General features: G+C 67.7%; 16 protein-coding genes. 7 read left to right on the top strand and 9 right to left on the bottom strand.

The genetic code is table 11. From position 1 onward, the window contains the following. Positions 1-76 precede the first annotated feature (76 nt). From AC0HI0_RS43835 to AC0HI0_RS43860, 6 genes are all read right to left on the bottom strand, one after another. Positions 77-268 (bottom strand): hypothetical protein, encoded by a 192-nt coding sequence (locus AC0HI0_RS43835; RefSeq protein ID WP_480929357.1) that lies wholly within the window; start codon positions 266-268, stop codon positions 77-79. A gap of 31 nt (positions 269-299) precedes the next feature. Then, positions 300-515, bottom strand: coding sequence for a hypothetical protein (locus AC0HI0_RS43840; protein WP_015100018.1), 216 nt, complete (start codon positions 513-515; stop codon positions 300-302). 4 nt (positions 516-519) lie between these two features. Next, the gene (locus tag AC0HI0_RS43845; RefSeq protein ID WP_480929358.1) at positions 520-2,109 is read right to left on the bottom strand and encodes a hypothetical protein; all 1,590 of its coding nucleotides are present in this window, start codon (positions 2,107-2,109) and stop codon (positions 520-522) included. 506 nt (positions 2,110-2,615) lie between these two features. Continuing rightward, positions 2,616-2,882, bottom strand: a complete 267-nt coding sequence (locus AC0HI0_RS43850; protein WP_480929359.1) for a hypothetical protein — start codon at positions 2,880-2,882, stop codon at positions 2,616-2,618. Positions 2,883-3,130: 248 nt separating this feature from the next. Next, the gene (locus AC0HI0_RS43855; RefSeq protein WP_084672639.1) at positions 3,131-3,658 is read right to left on the bottom strand and encodes an NUDIX hydrolase; all 528 of its coding nucleotides are present in this window, start codon (positions 3,656-3,658) and stop codon (positions 3,131-3,133) included. Between the two features lie 42 nt (positions 3,659-3,700). Continuing rightward, on the bottom strand, positions 3,701-4,999 hold the full coding sequence (locus AC0HI0_RS43860) for a helix-turn-helix transcriptional regulator (protein WP_480929360.1): 1,299 nt from the start codon (positions 4,997-4,999) through the stop codon (positions 3,701-3,703). A 425-nt stretch (positions 5,000-5,424) separates the two neighbouring features. Between AC0HI0_RS43860 and AC0HI0_RS43865 the strand changes: the two genes are divergently transcribed. From AC0HI0_RS43865 to AC0HI0_RS43890, 6 genes are all read left to right on the top strand, one after another. Then, the gene (locus AC0HI0_RS43865; RefSeq protein WP_480929361.1) at positions 5,425-5,868 is read left to right on the top strand and encodes an Imm1 family immunity protein; all 444 of its coding nucleotides are present in this window, start codon (positions 5,425-5,427) and stop codon (positions 5,866-5,868) included. 71 nt (positions 5,869-5,939) lie between these two features. After that, complete coding sequence (locus tag AC0HI0_RS43870; RefSeq protein WP_480929362.1) at positions 5,940-6,275, top strand: hypothetical protein; 336 nt, start codon at positions 5,940-5,942, stop codon at positions 6,273-6,275. Continuing rightward, on the top strand, positions 6,272-6,790 hold the full coding sequence (locus AC0HI0_RS43875) for a bifunctional DNA primase/polymerase (RefSeq protein WP_480929363.1): 519 nt from the start codon (positions 6,272-6,274) through the stop codon (positions 6,788-6,790). The genes AC0HI0_RS43870 and AC0HI0_RS43875 overlap by 4 nt, the downstream gene beginning before the upstream one ends. 521 nt (positions 6,791-7,311) lie before the next feature. After that, positions 7,312-7,770, top strand: coding sequence for an Imm1 family immunity protein (locus tag AC0HI0_RS43880; protein WP_480929364.1), 459 nt, complete (start codon positions 7,312-7,314; stop codon positions 7,768-7,770). A 560-nt stretch (positions 7,771-8,330) separates the two neighbouring features. Next, positions 8,331-9,791, top strand: a complete 1,461-nt coding sequence (locus AC0HI0_RS43885) for an alpha/beta hydrolase (protein WP_480929365.1) — start codon at positions 8,331-8,333, stop codon at positions 9,789-9,791. A gap of 269 nt (positions 9,792-10,060) precedes the next feature. After that, on the top strand, positions 10,061-10,879 hold the full coding sequence (locus AC0HI0_RS43890; RefSeq protein ID WP_480929366.1) for a mechanosensitive ion channel family protein: 819 nt from the start codon (positions 10,061-10,063) through the stop codon (positions 10,877-10,879). Positions 10,880-11,086: 207 nt separating this feature from the next. On the opposite strand, the gene AC0HI0_RS43895 is transcribed toward AC0HI0_RS43890, so the two are convergent. Beyond that, positions 11,087-12,265: a phytase gene (locus tag AC0HI0_RS43895; RefSeq protein WP_480929367.1), complete on the bottom strand. Its 1,179-nt coding sequence runs from the start codon at positions 12,263-12,265 to the stop codon at positions 11,087-11,089. 262 nt (positions 12,266-12,527) lie between these two features. Between AC0HI0_RS43895 and pnuC the strand changes: the two genes are divergently transcribed. Beyond that, on the top strand, positions 12,528-13,148 hold the full coding sequence (gene pnuC / locus AC0HI0_RS43900; RefSeq protein ID WP_480929368.1) for a nicotinamide riboside transporter PnuC: 621 nt from the start codon (positions 12,528-12,530) through the stop codon (positions 13,146-13,148). A gap of 78 nt (positions 13,149-13,226) precedes the next feature. On the opposite strand, the gene AC0HI0_RS43905 is transcribed toward pnuC, so the two are convergent. Together AC0HI0_RS43905 and AC0HI0_RS43910 are read right to left on the bottom strand one after the other, a co-directional pair. After that, positions 13,227-14,519 carry an ABC transporter substrate-binding protein gene (locus tag AC0HI0_RS43905; RefSeq protein ID WP_480929369.1) on the bottom strand — a complete coding sequence of 431 codons (1,293 nt, stop codon included), beginning with the start codon at positions 14,517-14,519 and terminating at the stop codon, positions 13,227-13,229. After that, positions 14,512-16,545 (bottom strand): substrate-binding domain-containing protein, encoded by a 2,034-nt coding sequence (locus AC0HI0_RS43910; protein WP_480929370.1) that lies wholly within the window; start codon positions 16,543-16,545, stop codon positions 14,512-14,514. Before AC0HI0_RS43910 ends, AC0HI0_RS43905 begins: the two co-directional genes overlap by 8 nt. Positions 16,546-16,558: the final 13 nt, after the last annotated feature.

The following is a 16,558-nucleotide window of genomic DNA, read 5'->3' on the forward strand; positions in this document are numbered from 1 at the left end:
CGGACCGGGACATGGGGTCGCAGACGTTTGCCGACCGATCAGCCGACGTGCCGCACGCAGTTGCATTTCACCGTGCCTACTCCGTCTCTCGCGCCAGTGCCGCCAATTCGTTGAGCGCCAGTGCCGCCGATTCGATTTCGTCGGGTGCCATGGGCGGCAGGGCAGCGACTATCCGTCGCCACTTGACGAGCCCGCAACGCTCATCTTCGCTGAAATAGTGTTTCGGGCGTTCACCTCCTGATCTCTGTTCGGGAATGGTCACGGTCACCGCCGGCCCTCTCCGACCAAACGGGGACCGGTCATACGAACACCCCGGACACCGCGTCGACCAGGTACACGACAAGCGATACGACTTTGTCCGCGATCAGGCCGGACACACCGGTCGGAGTCAGGCTGATTCCCAACAGGAAGCCCAACACCAGACCCCCGAGTTTCGTCTTCCTGTGCTTGATTGCGTACAGGATCACGATCACCAGAAGCAGGGGGACAGCGATCGTCACCGACTGGGTCACCATGCGATCACCTCCCCCCTTCGCCGTTAAGGGCGCTGAGAGCGCCTGTCAGCGCCTCACGGGTGTAGCCGTTGCGGTTGCGCCCGTCCCGCCGGATCTGGACCGGAGAGACGTTCAGGGGCCGCAACGCGTCCGCCAGGTCTTCCGGCCCCCACTTCCCGTACCGGCCCGGATTGCGGCCCGCCAGACGCGTCAGGAGATCAGCCGTCCACACCCGGTGATCGGTCCCCATGACCGCCAGGACGTCCGCCACGGCCGCCCGGTCGAGTACCGGCCGGACGTCCGCCGACGCGTTCGCGGTGCCCGCCTGGTGCACGCGGACCCGGTCCCACGTCGTGGTGTCGACCACCGGGCGGTGCAGTGCCCGCTGCACCGCCCGGTCGTGCGCCACGTCGTCCGACAAAGCCGCGAACTTCGCCAGCACCGGGTCACGGTGGTGCGCGGCGTAGACGTAGCCGCTACCGGCATCCTCGGGACTGTCCGAGGTAGCCGGGTTCAACCGGTCCGGCCGCCACCCCTCACCCGTCATCGCCGGCCCCAACACCAAGCGCACATCGCTGTGCCGGCACGGCAGAAGGATCTTCAACGCCGTGGTGTCCGCGATCGCATCACCCAACGTGTCACTCGTGGCTTCCTGGGAAGCCAACAGCAGCGACACCCGACCCTTACGTCCAATTCGGAGCAGCTCGACCGCCAAAGCCTTGGCACGCAAGGACAATCGCGGATACTCGTCCACCATCACCACAACCGCGGGGCGGTCCGCAGAGACCGTCCAATCAGGACCGGACATGCCCAACTCGCGTGCGATCCGGGGACGGATCTCCGCCATGGCGACCGCGTCCGCCAACGCGGACTCGATACCCGGTCCGGTCCGCTCGACCCGGTCGACCGCCGGCCCCAGCACATCGAGACCGACCCCGGCGGGATCGAGATCCCACAGCACCGCGTCACAGCACGCGGTCACCGCGTCACCCACCACCCGCAGTACCGACGACTTGCCCGAACCGCTGGTACCGATCACCACCCCGTGAACCCCCGCCAGGATCAACGACAGGTCCACACCGGTGATCAACCGGCCCACCGTCAGCCGGTCCAGAATGGAGACCGAGCCCGGCTTCCGTTGCAGCGCAACGGGTTCCGACCCGAACGAGTCACGCTCCGCAAGACGCATCACCACACGCGCCCGGCGTGCCCGGTCCGGCGCGGCCATCGCGCCACCGGCAGGAAGATCCAGCACGGTCTCCAGACCCGGTAGCCGGTCGACCACCTGTGCCGGCGTGCCCTTCCGCAGGATCACCGACACTTCCCAGCCCCACGGTTGACGGAACGCCTCACCGACCATCCGAACGTCCACACCTTCGGACCGCAGTGCCCGCGCGACCGCGTCCGACGCCTCCGCACGGGTGTGGGCATCCGCCAACGGAAACGGGTCATCCGGCCGCCCCACGACCTCACCGGCCCCGGAAGGGTCCGCTTCCGTGTCGATCGGCGGACGGACCATCCGGCCTACCGCAGCCGCCACAGCCACGACCACGACCACCGCCACCGGCCGGCCGCAACGCTCCGCGACCGCGAGCCAGCCGACGACCGCAGCCACCCACACGGCGCACACCCCGACCGACCGCAGCACAACCGCCCGAGTCCACTCCCCGCGCACCCTCCGGGCCGTGCCGTGCCGATGGTCATCCCGCAACTGCAACACCAACGGCGCATACACCTGCCACGCCGAACACCACCGCACCGACCGGGAAACCAACCACCACGCACCGATCACGGCACGGGAACCGACCCACCAGCCCCACCGGGGGGCACGCCGGAGCATCCACACCAGCCCTCGGCCAGCCAGGCCCGGCGCTCGATGCCGCATCCATCCCAATGCGTCACGCCCGAGCTGGCACGCCGGCACCCGCATACGCCAGGCGACCACCCAACGGCACAGCCCTACCGCCAACGCCTTGGTACGGGCCGCGATCCGGGCGGCCAACGGAAACTCGCGCCATGCGCGGACCAAAGGCCGCGCCACCCACAACCACACGCGACGTACGGCGTTCATGCAACCTGTAGGCAGCCGCAGCGCAGCGTGGAGCACCTCTCTCAGAGCGGTCAAAGAACACCACCACCGCGACGAGACGCACTCTCATCCCAAGACGCGCCTAGGATTGGATCGTTCGGCGTGTGGCCGATCCTGACGCGCCTGGTTTGTTCGTCAACGGCGATGTACTCCGTCACGCTCGACAGAACCGCCAGGGCCTCTCGTGCGATCTGGCGGTAAATCCAACTGCCAACGTCTTGCTGTGCCGCTTCCGGAAGTTCCTCCGCCAAGTAGGCAAGGTGAAAGATCCGAGCTTGCAACTGGTAGACGGTGTCCATGTTGATCGTTTGATCCCTTGCTCGATGGTGGCGACTCGTGGGCTCACGAGCCGCTGCCATCAAGTAGGGAGGTGCGCGACGGAAGTATCTATATCAAATCCGGAATACGCGCATGTCGCGCCGGGAATGTTGCTGGTCGGAGGCCCCGGCGGCATACCCGATATTCTGAGACAGAATGTCTACCAGCCAGATATTCTTCCGTAGGATGTGTGCGGGCGCAGGCCCACGTATGCCGGACGGTGGGTGACTTACAGCTTCGCGTTGTGCAAGATCAGAAGTGCGGCCACTGTGTTCGCGGACCGGATCTCACCGTTGCGGATGAGTTCGGGTACAAGTTTGAGCGAAACCCATTCACGCCGGTTGGACTCGAAGTCGTCTTCCGGGTGGCCTACGTACTCGGCACCATCTGCTTGATAGACATAGTGCAGGCAATCGGACAGTCCATTTGAGGGCTCGACCGTCACCAGATGCCGAAGTGGGCCCACTTTCCATCCGGACTCCTCGAGCATTTCACGTGCTGCGGCCTGCTCCGGTGTCTCCCCAGCCTCGATCACGCCCGCAGGTAGTTCCCATCCCCATGTTCCCGTGATGAACCGGTGTCGCCATAGTAGTAGAACCTCGTTGGCATCGTTAACAGCTGCTGTCAGCGCCACAGAACGTTGCCGGATGACGAAATGATCGAGGTGACGCCCATCGGGAAGTACGACATCGGCGAGATTGACCTGGAACCAGGGGTTTTCATAGACGGGCCGTTCGCCCAGATTCTCCCACTCCATTGGGCCAGGTACCTTTCGAGCAGTGGTCATGGTGGCGTCACTTTACCATGGCGAAATTGTCAAGAACCGATCAATCTGCTCGGTGGCGTTAGAGGTATCGACGGAAGACAGGTTGTTGAGACTGGACCGAATCGCCCTGAACCTGGTATTGAGTCGGCGCGACTCCATGCCCTGTGCGCTGTCGACCATCTCGGAAATCAGGGCGGATGCTCGCTCAGCTTCACCTAGTCGCAATTCCAAGGTAGCCAATGAGGCGAGTCTATTTACGCGGCCACGGGCGTGTGTCGGGATGCTGAATATTTGCTCTGAATATCTTTGTGCTGGCACGAGGTCGCCCAACTCCGTCAATGCGTCGACAAAGTGTGCTTCTGTCAGCCCCTTTTGGATATAACCGATTTCTGCGGGCCCGACCCCTGAGTCGATTCCGGCCGCAGATGCCTCCGCTAGAGACATGGAGCGATAGGTCGCTTCGGTGTCCCTAAGCTGTGCATATGCCTTGGCCTGCATCCCGTAGAGATCAGCTTGGAGTGCACCGGATAGGCTCTCATCCACCTTGAGCGCCAATTCGGAAAGACCAATTGCACGCCGGGAATCTCCGAGTGCGATAGCCTGGTTTACGATCAGCGCTAGAACGTAGGCCCGGAACCCTGAGTCGCCAGCCTTTCCCGCCAGCCTGAGGGCGTCTTGGAAATGGCGTTGTGCAGCGCCGTGGTTCTCGCTGTCGTAGGCGCACACACCGGCGAGTGCTACTAGGCCGCCTGTAGCGCGGTACAACTGTTGCGGATTCTCTTGGGACTGAGCTTGTGCCAGAAGCGGTGAAACTCGTTCAGACAGGAACCGCGTCAGTCTGTCCTGAGTCACTGGGCCGCCGAGATTGCGATACATCACTTCAAAGTGGTTACGAGCATCGTTCAAGGAAGCGACATCGAGCATGGAGGCTTCGCCTGAAACGAAGAATGAAGCCATGCCAGCAGGGTTGGCGACTAGAATTCCATCGTTTCCATCGATGTCGCCCAGGTCGCCCTTATTGTCAACGATCGAAGCGGGAAGAATTAGGCGACTCTCGCCAGGAAACAGAAACCAGAGCCGGTGCCGGGGGAAGTGCAAGGTTTCCGCGTATGCCCTCAGTGTGTCTAGGTTCTTCTCCGGCTTGCCGTTCTCCACCCTGCTGACTTGCGCCTGATTGAGGCCCAACCAGCGCCCGACAGTTTCTTGCTTGAGAGCCCTCCCGTATAGTTTCGTCCAGCGTGGGTGAGTTCTGTACGCCTTGATGGCGTGGCCGATGTGGTGAGCGTCGAAGGCCGCACTGAAGTCGTCAGTCTCGAAGAAATCCTGCCTCAAGTGGGCCGGTGGGGTGCGAAGTGCGTCACGCTGTTCACGGTGGCACTGACCGCACAGACTGGCAGTGTTGTCCTTTGCCAGTGGCGCGTTGCACCCGCGACACCTCCCACGATCCGGAGTCCAACTCCCGGAATGGTCCGTGGTCGTCATATTCCCCCTGACCGAGCTGCGTTCGGCGGTACCCGCGATCTCACCCCCTCTGACCAGCGTACATCCGACATGTGACTACCACCACTGGGTGACTGCACCCGCCAGTGTCAAGCCTCTGACCTGCATCTATGCGCGGTGGGGGATGCGACATTCCGACTTTGATATAGACGTCGCGCTTGCCTCATGTCTGACTTGTGCGCAGACAACGACCGCACGCACTGCGACTCCTCGATCCAACTAAGGAATGATTGTTCAGAAATGACCCTGGGTATGAAATGATCGTCACAGCATTGCTAGCCAATGGGACGGCGTGCGTTGCGTCCGGAAAATCGGAGTGCGTGCTACTGATCGACAGGATCCTTGTCGCAAACGAAATCCAGTGGGAATCGACACTGTCGATCGGTGACATGGAGTACAGGAAGGACCGGGACGGAGGTCCGTTTCCGAATCATCAGCTCCGAATAAGTGTCGATTCGGCAGCGGGCTTCGCCGCCATCAATTATCTGGACAATGACGATCTGGAGATGCCGGTAGCGAACTCATACAATCCGAAGCGGCCACGGCCAGACCTGTCGCTCATTTTTAATGGAACTACGGGCGCGCTGTTCCCTCGATCGGCCGCAATCTTGATATCCGACGCACGGCGAGCCCTAATGGAATGGATTGAGACGCGCCAGCGGCCCAAGTGTATCGAATGGATGCCCTATGACGGTTATTAGACGTAACGAAAACCGATTGACCTCCACGGGTCGAAGCAATCTCGAAGCGGAAAAAGCTCATGGCAGTGAAAATGACTGAGAACACCCGTGAAGAGGTGAGAGAGCAGGGCGACTCTCCTTCTATCCCAGAGGTGGAGTTCGAGGAATCGATCAGCGGAATGGTTGCGGATACCGCTCCTCGTTTGTTCGCTGTCGTGCAGGTTTACGGAGAACGTGAGGACGCACGGGTGGGCGCGTGGGGGTTGGAGTTCCCGGAGTGTGCGGAGGTGATCTCCATCGAAGGTACGTTTCGCATGGGTGTTCGTTCGGCGAACGATGCGTTGCGCTGGTTCGCGGCACCCGGTGTCACGACTCGTGTGGTGTGGGCTTCGGATATGGATGGCACGAGGATTGAGGTGGAACGGTGACCAACGGCTTGGAGTGTGCGCTGGCGTGCGTCGAGCGCGGTTGGCCGGTAGTCCCAGGTGCGTTGTGGCACAACGACAATTACATGGATCCGGTATTCGGACGCGAGTGGGAGTCGTTGGAGTTGTGCCCGGCGGACATGGCGGTCACCGACGAGGACTTGGTTCGGCTTTGGTGGCCGGTGTTGCCTAGTCGCCTAATGCGTTCCACCTTGGTCGTGACCGTAGAAAATCTCGTTGCGGTTGCTTTGGAGTTGGACCGGGCGGAACACCTCGTCAAGCGCGAGGCGTTCACGGCGGACCCGACTCCGGTGGTTGTAGTTCCAGCCTTCGAGCGGCCAGCGGTCTTCCTGCTGTCCTCATCACGCGGGTTGAGCCGTGAGGAGATCTTTCCCATCGGCGCTACAGTCCCGCTGCCACCCTCGGTGGTCGAAGGGCGTGAGGTAAGTTGGTTGTCGCCGATGGCCGACTGCGAGGCATTGATGACCGGCGAACAACTTTCCCTCCTCATGATATGAACCCAAAGCCCTCACGGGTGGGGATAACGGATGCAGACCATCGGACTCCGTACCGAAACGTTCCGCAGGGCCGCGAATCTTGCAGGACTCCGTTCGGAATATGCCTTGGCTAAAGCAATGAACGTCAACCGGTCGACTGTGGCACGCGTCCTCGCAGGGAACCTACGCCCAGGGGGCACTTTCATCGCGGGAGCGTTGACCGCGCTCAAGCCGATGGCCTTCGAAGACCTTTTTGAGGTCGTACCGTCGGCAACGTAAAAGTCGACTTCGGGCACACGGCCCCAGCGGGACCAAAGACATCATTTGCCGTAGACGTCGCACCGCGAGAGTGGGTCGCCTCGTGGTGAGATCCGAAGGAAGCGCGCCCAAGCCATCTGGGCGACGTGGCCGGTCTACGCTGCTACACCGCAGGTCAGCGGCCATGCCCGGTGGGCCGGTTAAGGTCTACCTCCCTCTACGGCGCAGAGCCACGGCAGAAGGCTAGGCTCGTAGAGTCCACGATTGCATAAGGGGTTTGTTCGATGGCGATTCAGTTCATCTATAACGAGCGGTCCGCCACCACGACAGAATCGGCGGAACACCCGAAGGCGGTCCAGAATGTCGGCGAACTCAGCGAGTTTATTGGGTCCGTCACCATTGACGCCACTCGTGCCGGTGAGAATTTCATGATGGAAGTCGTCACGAGCGAATCAGCGTACGACCATCAGATTCTAGAAGTCGGAATCAGCAGTGATGGGAAACGCGGCTTTGTTCACGTCGCAAGCGATGATGGTCCGGCCAGGCTCACACGTGGAGACGCAAGTAGCGACTCCACGCTGGCGATCTACAGATTCGAAGGCCGGGCGCGAGAGGTTCCAGCCAGCCATGAAGTGCCGTTGACCATCGTGGCCGAGGTACTGGAGATCTACCTTACGACCGATGGAAACATCCCCGCAGACTGCCCACACCTGCACAGCGCGCCCGGTGCTGACGCAGGCTGAGGGCTCCCCGGCCCCGTGCGGTGACGCCCTTCGTAGATCGACAATGGGCGTCACCGCAGGTCACAGGTCTACAACTAAATGCGGGTAACCCTATGGCCTGCGCGCAGCGAACCGCGCTTGAGTTGGGAGTGCAAGCACGCTTTTCGCTTGCACTCCCAACTCAAGGGTGGTTGTCTCCCGACCAGGCCGTACGGGGAGAACACGACGTTCTTTTCCTCCCCCGGCGGCCTGCCCAGCGGCGAGCGCGCTTTTGTCTTTACACCTTTACCCATTCGCTTTCTCTTCACCCACCTCCCCCCGCCGCACCAACACACAAACGAGTGACACCCCCTGACCAGCCGCCCTCAACCGCCCTACGTTCGGGTAGCCATCCGCCACCACCCGGGAGGTCTTCCGTGCGCAGGCACGTGTCAGTCGGATTGGTCCTAGTCACCGCCTTGTCCGTCCCACTCCCCACAATCACGACCGCGACCGCGACGCCCGACACACCCGACCTGACACCGTTCACCACCCAGAAACCGACCTGGACCCCCTGCGAGAACACCCTCGAATGCGCCGACGTGGTCCTCCCGCTCGACTACCGCAACCCGGCCACCGACCACATCACCGTCCGGATCAGCCGCCGCAAGGCCACCGACCCGGCCACCAGACGCGGAATCCTCGTCCTCAACCCCGGAGGTCCGGGCGGATCCGGCCTGTCCATGCCGTCGTTCCTCGCGCAGTCCGCCCCCGCCGCCGTCTACGACCTGATCGGGTTCGACCCGCGCGGCGTCGGAGCGTCGACCGCCCTCAACTGCCGCACGTCACCCGAGTTCGCGACCGCCGACACCCGCCCCTCCGACGCCGACTTCCCCAAGTGGGCCGCCGAGGCGAGGGACGCGGAGGACGCGTGCCGACGCTCCGGCGGCGCGATCCGCCCGCACATCAACACCCCGAACACGGCCCGCGACCTGGACGTCATCCGCACCGTCCTGGGCGAGGAGAAGCTCAACTACCTGGGCTACTCCTACGGCACCTACCTGGGCGCGGTCTACGGCAGCCTCTTCCCGAACCGCCTTGACCGCAGCGTCCTGGACTCCTCCGTGCACCCCGACTGGATCTGGCGCGGACAGTTCCGGGCCCAGGCGTTCGCCATGCGCCGCAACGTCGACCAGTGGTCCGAGTGGGTAGCCGCCCACAACTCGAAGTACTCCCTCGGCAAGTCCGCCGCCGACGTGGTCGCCTCCGTGGAACGGATCGCCGCCCGCCTGGCAGCCAACCCGACACCCCGCCAGACCCGCACCACGTTCGACTCCGCCGTCGGCGTGGGCACCCGCTACCGCCCGCTGTGGGCCGAACTCGCCGGCGACGTCAAAGAACTCGACAACCCCTCACCGCCGTCGACTGGCACCCCGGCGACGGAACCGTGGCCCGCAGCCCCGTCCTCCCTCGACACCATGGCCCGCGCCGCGCAGGACGACCTGGTCTCCGGCGTGTTCAACACCGTCGTCTGCGAGGTCGACTGGCCGACCGACATCGAGACCTACTACGAGGACATGAGGGTCTTCCGCGACCGCTACCCCTACGGCTTCGGGGTGGTCCGCGCCGCACCCACCACGTGCACCTACCGCTCGTTCACCCCGCCCGAGCCGCCGGTCCGACTCCGCCGCGACGGCTACCCGATCGGGGTCGTGGTGCAGGCCGAGGGCGACACCCAGACCCAGTACGAGAGCGGCCCGGCGATGGCGTCCCGGCTCGGCCACAGCCTCGTCACCGTGAAGGACGAGGGCAAGCACGGCCTCTACGGCACCGGCAACAAGTGCGTCAACGACACCGTGAACCTCTACCTGGTAAACGGCATCCTGCCGGACAGCAGCTCCAACTGCCCCGGCGATCCACGCCCCACCGACACCGGCTCGACCCCGACGAACTCCACCCGGCCCGACACCGCCGCGACGAACATCCAGTCCTATCTGGACGGACGCCTCGCCACCGCGTGGACCAAGCCGGGCGCACCCCGCCCACCCCGCCCACGCCCCTAGACCCGGCCCCCGCACCCCGGCCCCAACACCCGGCCCCCGCTCCGCGACCCGGCGCGGACCCGGCCCGAAAACCGGAAACGCCCGACGCGCCAGAAGCGCATCGGGCGTTTCCCTCTCCCCGGTCCCCACCGGTGATTCCACTCTGGACTGTCCCGGCGTTCCGCGCCACGTCAGTCACTCTTTCGTGCCACCGCTTCAGGTTGCCGGGTGATGCGGCCTGGGAAACGATCTCTCCAGGCAACATCGGGCGATATGCGAGGAGGGGCGTCGTGGGCTCCCAGATCACCGAAGGACTCGGACAGGCGTGGGCGATGATCGCCACGTTCGTACCGAAACTCCTCGGCTTCCTGCTGGTGCTGTTCGTCGGCTGGCTCATCGCCAAGGCGCTCGCCAAGGGGGTCGAGTTCCTGCTGAAGCGGGTGGGCTTCGACCGCCTGGTGGAGAGGTCCGGCCTGGGCGGCGCGATGTCCCGCTCGCCGATCGACGCGTCCGGCCTGATCGTCAAGATCGTCTACTACTTCGTGCTGCTGATCGCGCTGCAACTGGCGTTCGGCGTGTTCGGCACCGGCAACGCGGTGAGCGTCCTGCTCAACGACGTCATCGCGTACCTGCCGCGGATCGTGGTGGCCATGGTGCTCGTGCTGGTCGCGGCGGCGATCGGCAAGGCGCTGCGCGGCCTGGTGACCGGCGCGCTCGGCAACCGGTCGTACACCAAGATGCTCGGCGGCATCACCTACGGCTTCATCGTGGCGCTCGGCGTGATCGCGGCGCTGAACCAGCTCGGCATCGCCGTCTCGGTGACCATGCCGGTGCTGATCACCGTGCTGGCCACGGTGGCGGGCGTCATCGTGATCGGCGTCGGCGGCGGCCTGGTGCGGCCGATGCAGCAGCGGTGGGAGGGCTGGCTCCAGCGGATGCAGCAGGAGACCACCGGCCACGCCCCCGCCCCGCGCCAGTCCCAGGACCCGGTGTCCCAGCCCCGGGCCACGGCGTCGGCGACGGCGTCGGCCCGGCCGACCTCCCGCCCGGTGTCGTCGGACGCGCCCACCCCGCCGGCCGGCATCCAGATGCCGCCGACCGACCGCTGACGGCCCACAGCCACTCGAACGACTGATTTCGCGGGCCTTCCAGCCTCACCCGAACAGCGGAAGTCAACGAGCCCTCCGCCTGGCCCCAGGCGGAGGGCTCGTTGGTTCCCTCCCGCTCTCGCTCAGCCCACGGACTGGCTCAGCCCACGGACTCGCTCAGCCCACGCTCCCGCTCAGCCCACGGACTCGCCCTGCCGCCGCTCTCGCTCAGCCCACCGTCTTGAGCACGTCACCCCAACTCACGTAGGCGAACCCCGTGGTGGGCAGACCGCCGACCGCCGGCCGCCGTTCCCCGTCGTGCACCACCAGCAGCCCGCGCCGGAACTCGCCGCCCAGGTCGGCCGTCACGACCTGCGCCCCGTCCGAGTGCTCCACCGAATCGTTGCCCCGTCCCGCGCCCACCGTGAACGTCCCCACGTACCCGTTGCGCCCACCGCGCTCGTACGCCACGAACCGCGAATCGCCCTGGCTGGACGCCAGCAGGTACCCGTCGCCCACGGTCAGCCCCTCCGCGTCGGCCGTGAGGTGCCGCCCGCCGAAGCCCGGGTCCGCCCCCGACACCGAGCACTCCTCGGTTTCCGGGTCGTAGGTCTGCGGCACCCCGTAGGACCGCACCCGGTCGATCAGCACCGGCGACCCGAACCCGTCCGCCCGCAACGGGATCCGCCAGATCCCCACGTCCTCCTGCGCCGCGTACAGGACGCCGTGCGCCGAGTCCACGACCATGCCCTCCAGCTGAGGACGCTCGCCCGGCTCGCCGCACGGCGTCCACGACGTCCCGTCCGGCAACGTGAACCGGCTGGGCAGGTCCACAGTGGACACCACTCGGGTGCCGACCGCGCCGCCCGCCGCCGGGACCACGTGCAGCAGGGCGACGCGGGTCTCGCTGCGCCGGTTCGCCACCACGACCGGCGTGCGACCCACGAACCCCGACGCCAGCCCGTACGCCGTGTGCTGCTCGTCCACCTCCGCCTCGGACGCGGAGAACACCGGGCGCGCCGCCGGATCCGTCACGTCCCGCACCACCGCGGGTCCGGCCGCCGCCCCACGACCGTCCACTTCGTACACCCGGACCCGGTCCCGTCCCCGGTCGCTGACGAACGCCAGGTCGCGCGCCCGCCCGCCGACCGGTACCCGGCTCAGCACGTCGACGTTGTTGAACCGGCCGGGCTTCGCGCCGGGGCCCGGTGCCGCCGGTGCCGGGTACAGGCCCAGCGTCCGCCCCTTCAGGTCGAACGCCGCCAGCCCGCCCTCCTTCAACGCCCCCAGCACCACGCTGCGCTCCGCGACGCGCGGGTGCACCCAGATCGCCGGGTCGTCCGCGTCGGCGTTCGCCGGGTCGCCCGACGCGTCGTCCACGAACCCGCGAGTCTGGGCGACCGGCACGACCACACCCCCGTGCCCACCCCCACCCCCGGACCCACCCCCGGACCCGGACCCGCCACCCGACGCGGACGCGGTCGCCGGGACGGCGGCGGAAAGAAGAGCAACCAAGGCCAAAGCGACGGTTCTCATGCGGTGGGAAGGTAGGGCCCGGCGGTGTACTCCGGTTGAAGTCAAGGTGTCCACGAGAGCTGTGGTCAGCGTTACGTCGGGAATCCGATGACCTGGCCGGGTGTTCCCCGCGAAGAGACGATGGGAGAACGCGATGCGGGCCCTGATGGACCACGGCTTCACGGTGTTCGGCCAGTTCGTGTCCTACGCCGAGTTCATCGGCCAGGTGTTCGCGCTGGTCGTCGTGTACCTGGCGCAACGCCGGACGCTCTGGACGTGGCCCGTGCAACTGGTCTCGGTCACGCTGCTGTTCGTCGTCTACATGTCGGCCCACCTCGGCGGCACCGCCGCGCGACAGGTCGTGATCGCGCTCATCACCGTGTACGGCTGGTGGGCGTGGACGCGGCGGCGCGACCCGGTGTTCGGCGTGGTGGTCCGCAAGGGCACGCTGCGCGAACGGCTCGTCGTAGCGGGGGTCTTCGTGCTCGGCACGACGGGTTTCGCGCTGGTCCTCGACGCCCTCGACGCTTCGTGGGCCCCGCTGCCGGACGCGGCGATCTTCGTCGGCACCGTCCTGGCGTTCTCCCTCCAGGGGCTCGGCCTGGTGGAGTTCTGGCTGGTCTGGCTGCTGGTGGACGCGATCGGCGTGCCGCTGCAACTCCACTCGGGCCTGTACTTCAGCGCCGCGATCTACACCGTCTTCGCCGTCCTCGTGATCCGAGGCTGGATCGACTGGAACCGCGAAGCCAAACGAGCAGCTCTAGCGGCCCGCTGACCACCACCACCCAACCACCACCCCACCCAACCCACCTCCGCACCCCACCGCCCAACCCGACCGCCCGACCCCACGAGGTCACCGGCCACTCATAGCCCTGCTCACGTCCGTCGCCAGCTGTCTCAGCTCCGCGTCCATCGACCCGGGATTGCGCAGACTGGCGTGCACCGCCCCCTGCACCACCCGGGTGACCTCGTCGTAGTGCGCCGACTTCGGCCGGTTCCGGGCGTGGTCCACCGCCGTGCGCAACACCCCCAGGTGCGGCAGCCGGGCGTTCAACCCGGGCTCCCGGTACAGCGCCCGCAGCGTCGGCGGGTAGCCCGCCTGCTCCAACAGCGCCCGCTGGCTGTCCTCCCCGGTGAGGAACCGGATGAACTTGCGGGCCGTCGCCTGGTGCTTCGAGCACCGCGACACCGCCACGTTCCACCCGCCCAGCGCGCCCGGTCCGGGCAGCGCCGCCATCCCGAACTTCCCCTTCAGCGGCGAGGACTCCAGCACCACCCGCGCGTAGGGCCAGGTGCGCAGGAACAGCGCCCGCCCCTCCTGGAACTCCTTCAGGCTGCCCGACTCCTGGTAGGCCAGCGCCTCCTGCGGGATCCAGCCCTCCTCGACGCCGCGCACCAGCGCGCCGATCCCGGCCCGCACCCGGGGCGAATCCCACCGCACGTCCGTCTCGCCGCCCTGCGCCCACACCGCTTCCAGGGCGTTGACCGTCAGCCCCTCGTACCGGTCCAGCTGCCCGAGGTACCCGGCCATCCCGTACTTCGGCCCGAGCCGCCGGGCCAGCCGCTCCAGCTCCGGCCACGTCGTCGGCCACCCGACGCCCTCGGCGGCGAGCACGTCGGACCGGTAGTAGAGCACCCCGACGTCGGCCCGCCACGGCACCGCCCACAGCCGGTCGTCCACCGTCGAGGACTGCACCGACGCCGGCAGGTACCGGTCGGTCCCGAACTCGTCGGGCCTCAGCGGGGCCAGGTAGCCCGATTCGGCGAACTCCGCCGTCCACACCACGTCCAGCGTCATCACGTCGTAGCACTGGGCCTGCACGTCGCCCCGCGCGCCGACCAGGTCCTGCGCCCGCGCCATCAGCTGGGCCCGGTAGGCGTCCGTGGGCGAGGGCAGCGGCAGGTACGTCACCTGCTCGTGCCGCCCGGCCTGGGCGTTCCACTCGTCCACCCGCTGCTTGATCTGCCGGTTCGACAGGTCCTGGCTGTCCACGAACGCGATCCGCCCCTGCCCGTCGTGCGCCGGGTCGACCACCGGCGCGGCGCACCCCGCCACCAGCACCGCCACCAGCACCGCCACCAGCCCGGCCGCCACCCGGGCCACCAACCCCGCCACCCCGCCACCCCCGACCGGCCGTTCAGCCACGCGTGCCCCACAACCCGTCCGCGACCAGGTCGAGCGCCCGGTCCACGTCCTGCTCGGCGAAGCAGTTCCCCCGGTACGCGGCCCGGAAGACACCCAGCTGGCTGACCGCCGAGCACGCGCCCTCGCCGAACCCGACCCCGAACACGGTCACCGGCGAGGCCGCCACGGCGGGCCGCACCGGCGCGGCGCCCACCGTGCCGCTGAGGATCACGATGGGCAGCTCCGACCCGAACTCGGCCACCCCGCGCTCCACCACGTCCGCCAGCTCGCCGGGCGCGAACTCCAGCCGCCGCACCTCGCCGCGCGGCGCGACCCGCTCGGCCAGCCGGTCCGCCAGCCGGCGCGCGCGCTCCGACCCGTCCACCGCGAGCACCACCCGGCTCGGCCGGTCGGCCGCCTGCCACGCCGCGCGCACCGCCGCCGCGTCCACCCGCAGCGGCAGCTCCGGCGGGCGCTCCGGCCGGATCCCGTCGTGCGGCTCGGGCCGCCAGTCCCGGTCGCGGAAGCCGGCGTGCCGGAACGCCTCCTGCGCGGGTCCGTCCCGCAGGTGCTCCAGGAACCGCGCCACGACCGCGTCCCGCCGGGCGTTCGGGCGGTCGTGCCGCACGATCGACACGAACGGGTGGTTCAGGTGCACGGTGCCCTCGGCCGGGTAGACCGGCCGCAGGCACGGCAGGTCGCGGATCGCCTTCTCCGAGCCGAGCACCGCCCGGTCCGCCGCCGGGCACACCTCGGCCGGCTCCGGCGCGGTGCGCAGCACCACGTCCCGCAGCCTGCGGGCCACGTCCGCGCCGCCCAGCACCGCCGGGTCCAGCACGTCGCCGCCCAGCTCGGTCCGGGTCAGCGCGACCGCCGCCGCGAGCCCCGCGCCCGACCCGGCCGCGTCGACCGGCGCGAGGGTCCGGAACGAGGCCAGTTCGCGCCACTCGAACGCGCCGTCGCGCACCCGCTCCGGCGCGACGCCCAGGACCAGCGGCGAGTACGCCACCGGGCCCCGGTCGACCAGCTCGACGTCGGTGCGTCCGCTGCCCGCGAGGATGCCGCGCACCTCCTCCACCTCCCACCGGGTGTCCGGCAGCCACACGTGCGGCTCGGGGCTCAACGCGGCCACGTCGCCGTCCGGCCAGCCCCGGCCCAGCGCGGCCACGCTGCGCTCGGACACGCCCACCGCGACGTGCACGTCCACCTGCTTGCACCCGGTGTCGTCGAAGGTCCGCGACCGGTCCTCGAACTCGGCCGCCACGGTGCGCACCACGTCCGCCTTCTCCGCCGACGTGAGCACGTTGAGCTGCACCGGGTCCGGGCACGGCGGTTCCGGCGCGGGCGCGCCCAGCAGCGCGTCGCAGGACAGCGGCGCGGCCAGCAGCGCGCACAGCACCGGCACCGCCCACCGGACCCGCGGCAGCACCGGGCGGGACCTGGTCCTCGGCGGCGTGCGCGGGTGGTCGGGCCGGCTGATCCACGCCGCGCCGTGCACCTCCTTCACGGCCACCACGACCCGCCGGTACGAATCCGGGTCGCAGCCCGCGTCCTGCCGGATCACGTCCTGGTAGAACCGGTCGGACACGATCAGCGCCAGCTCGCCCGGCCGCCGCTTCAGCTCGTCGCGCAGCGCGGCGCAGTCCAGCAGCCGGAACGCCAGCACCAGCCCGTCGCCCATGACACCGTTGCCGTCGTTGAGCACCTCGCCCGCGGTGATCGCGGCGCGCAGCCGGATGCCGGTCTGTGGCCGGAACATCGCGTTGTACCGGCGCAGCTGGCCCACCAGGGCGTGCGGCAGCGCGGTGACCACGCGGCTGTTCGGCACGCCGGCGGGCACCAGCACGAACAGGCCGTCGCCCCGGTCCTCGTGGTAGGTGCCGTCCCAGTCGTCGTCCCACGGCACGCCGCACTCCGCGAACGCGGCCTCCAGCGCCCCGTAGAGCCCGTGCCGCACCGCCCGCTGCTGGCTGTGCCCGAGCGCGCCGAACCCCGAGACGTCCACCGCCAGCATCGTCCGGTGGACCGCGGGCCGCGGCGTCCCCATTGCCCCCCTCGTC

The organism is Saccharothrix sp. NBAS 001 (genome assembly GCF_056640475.1).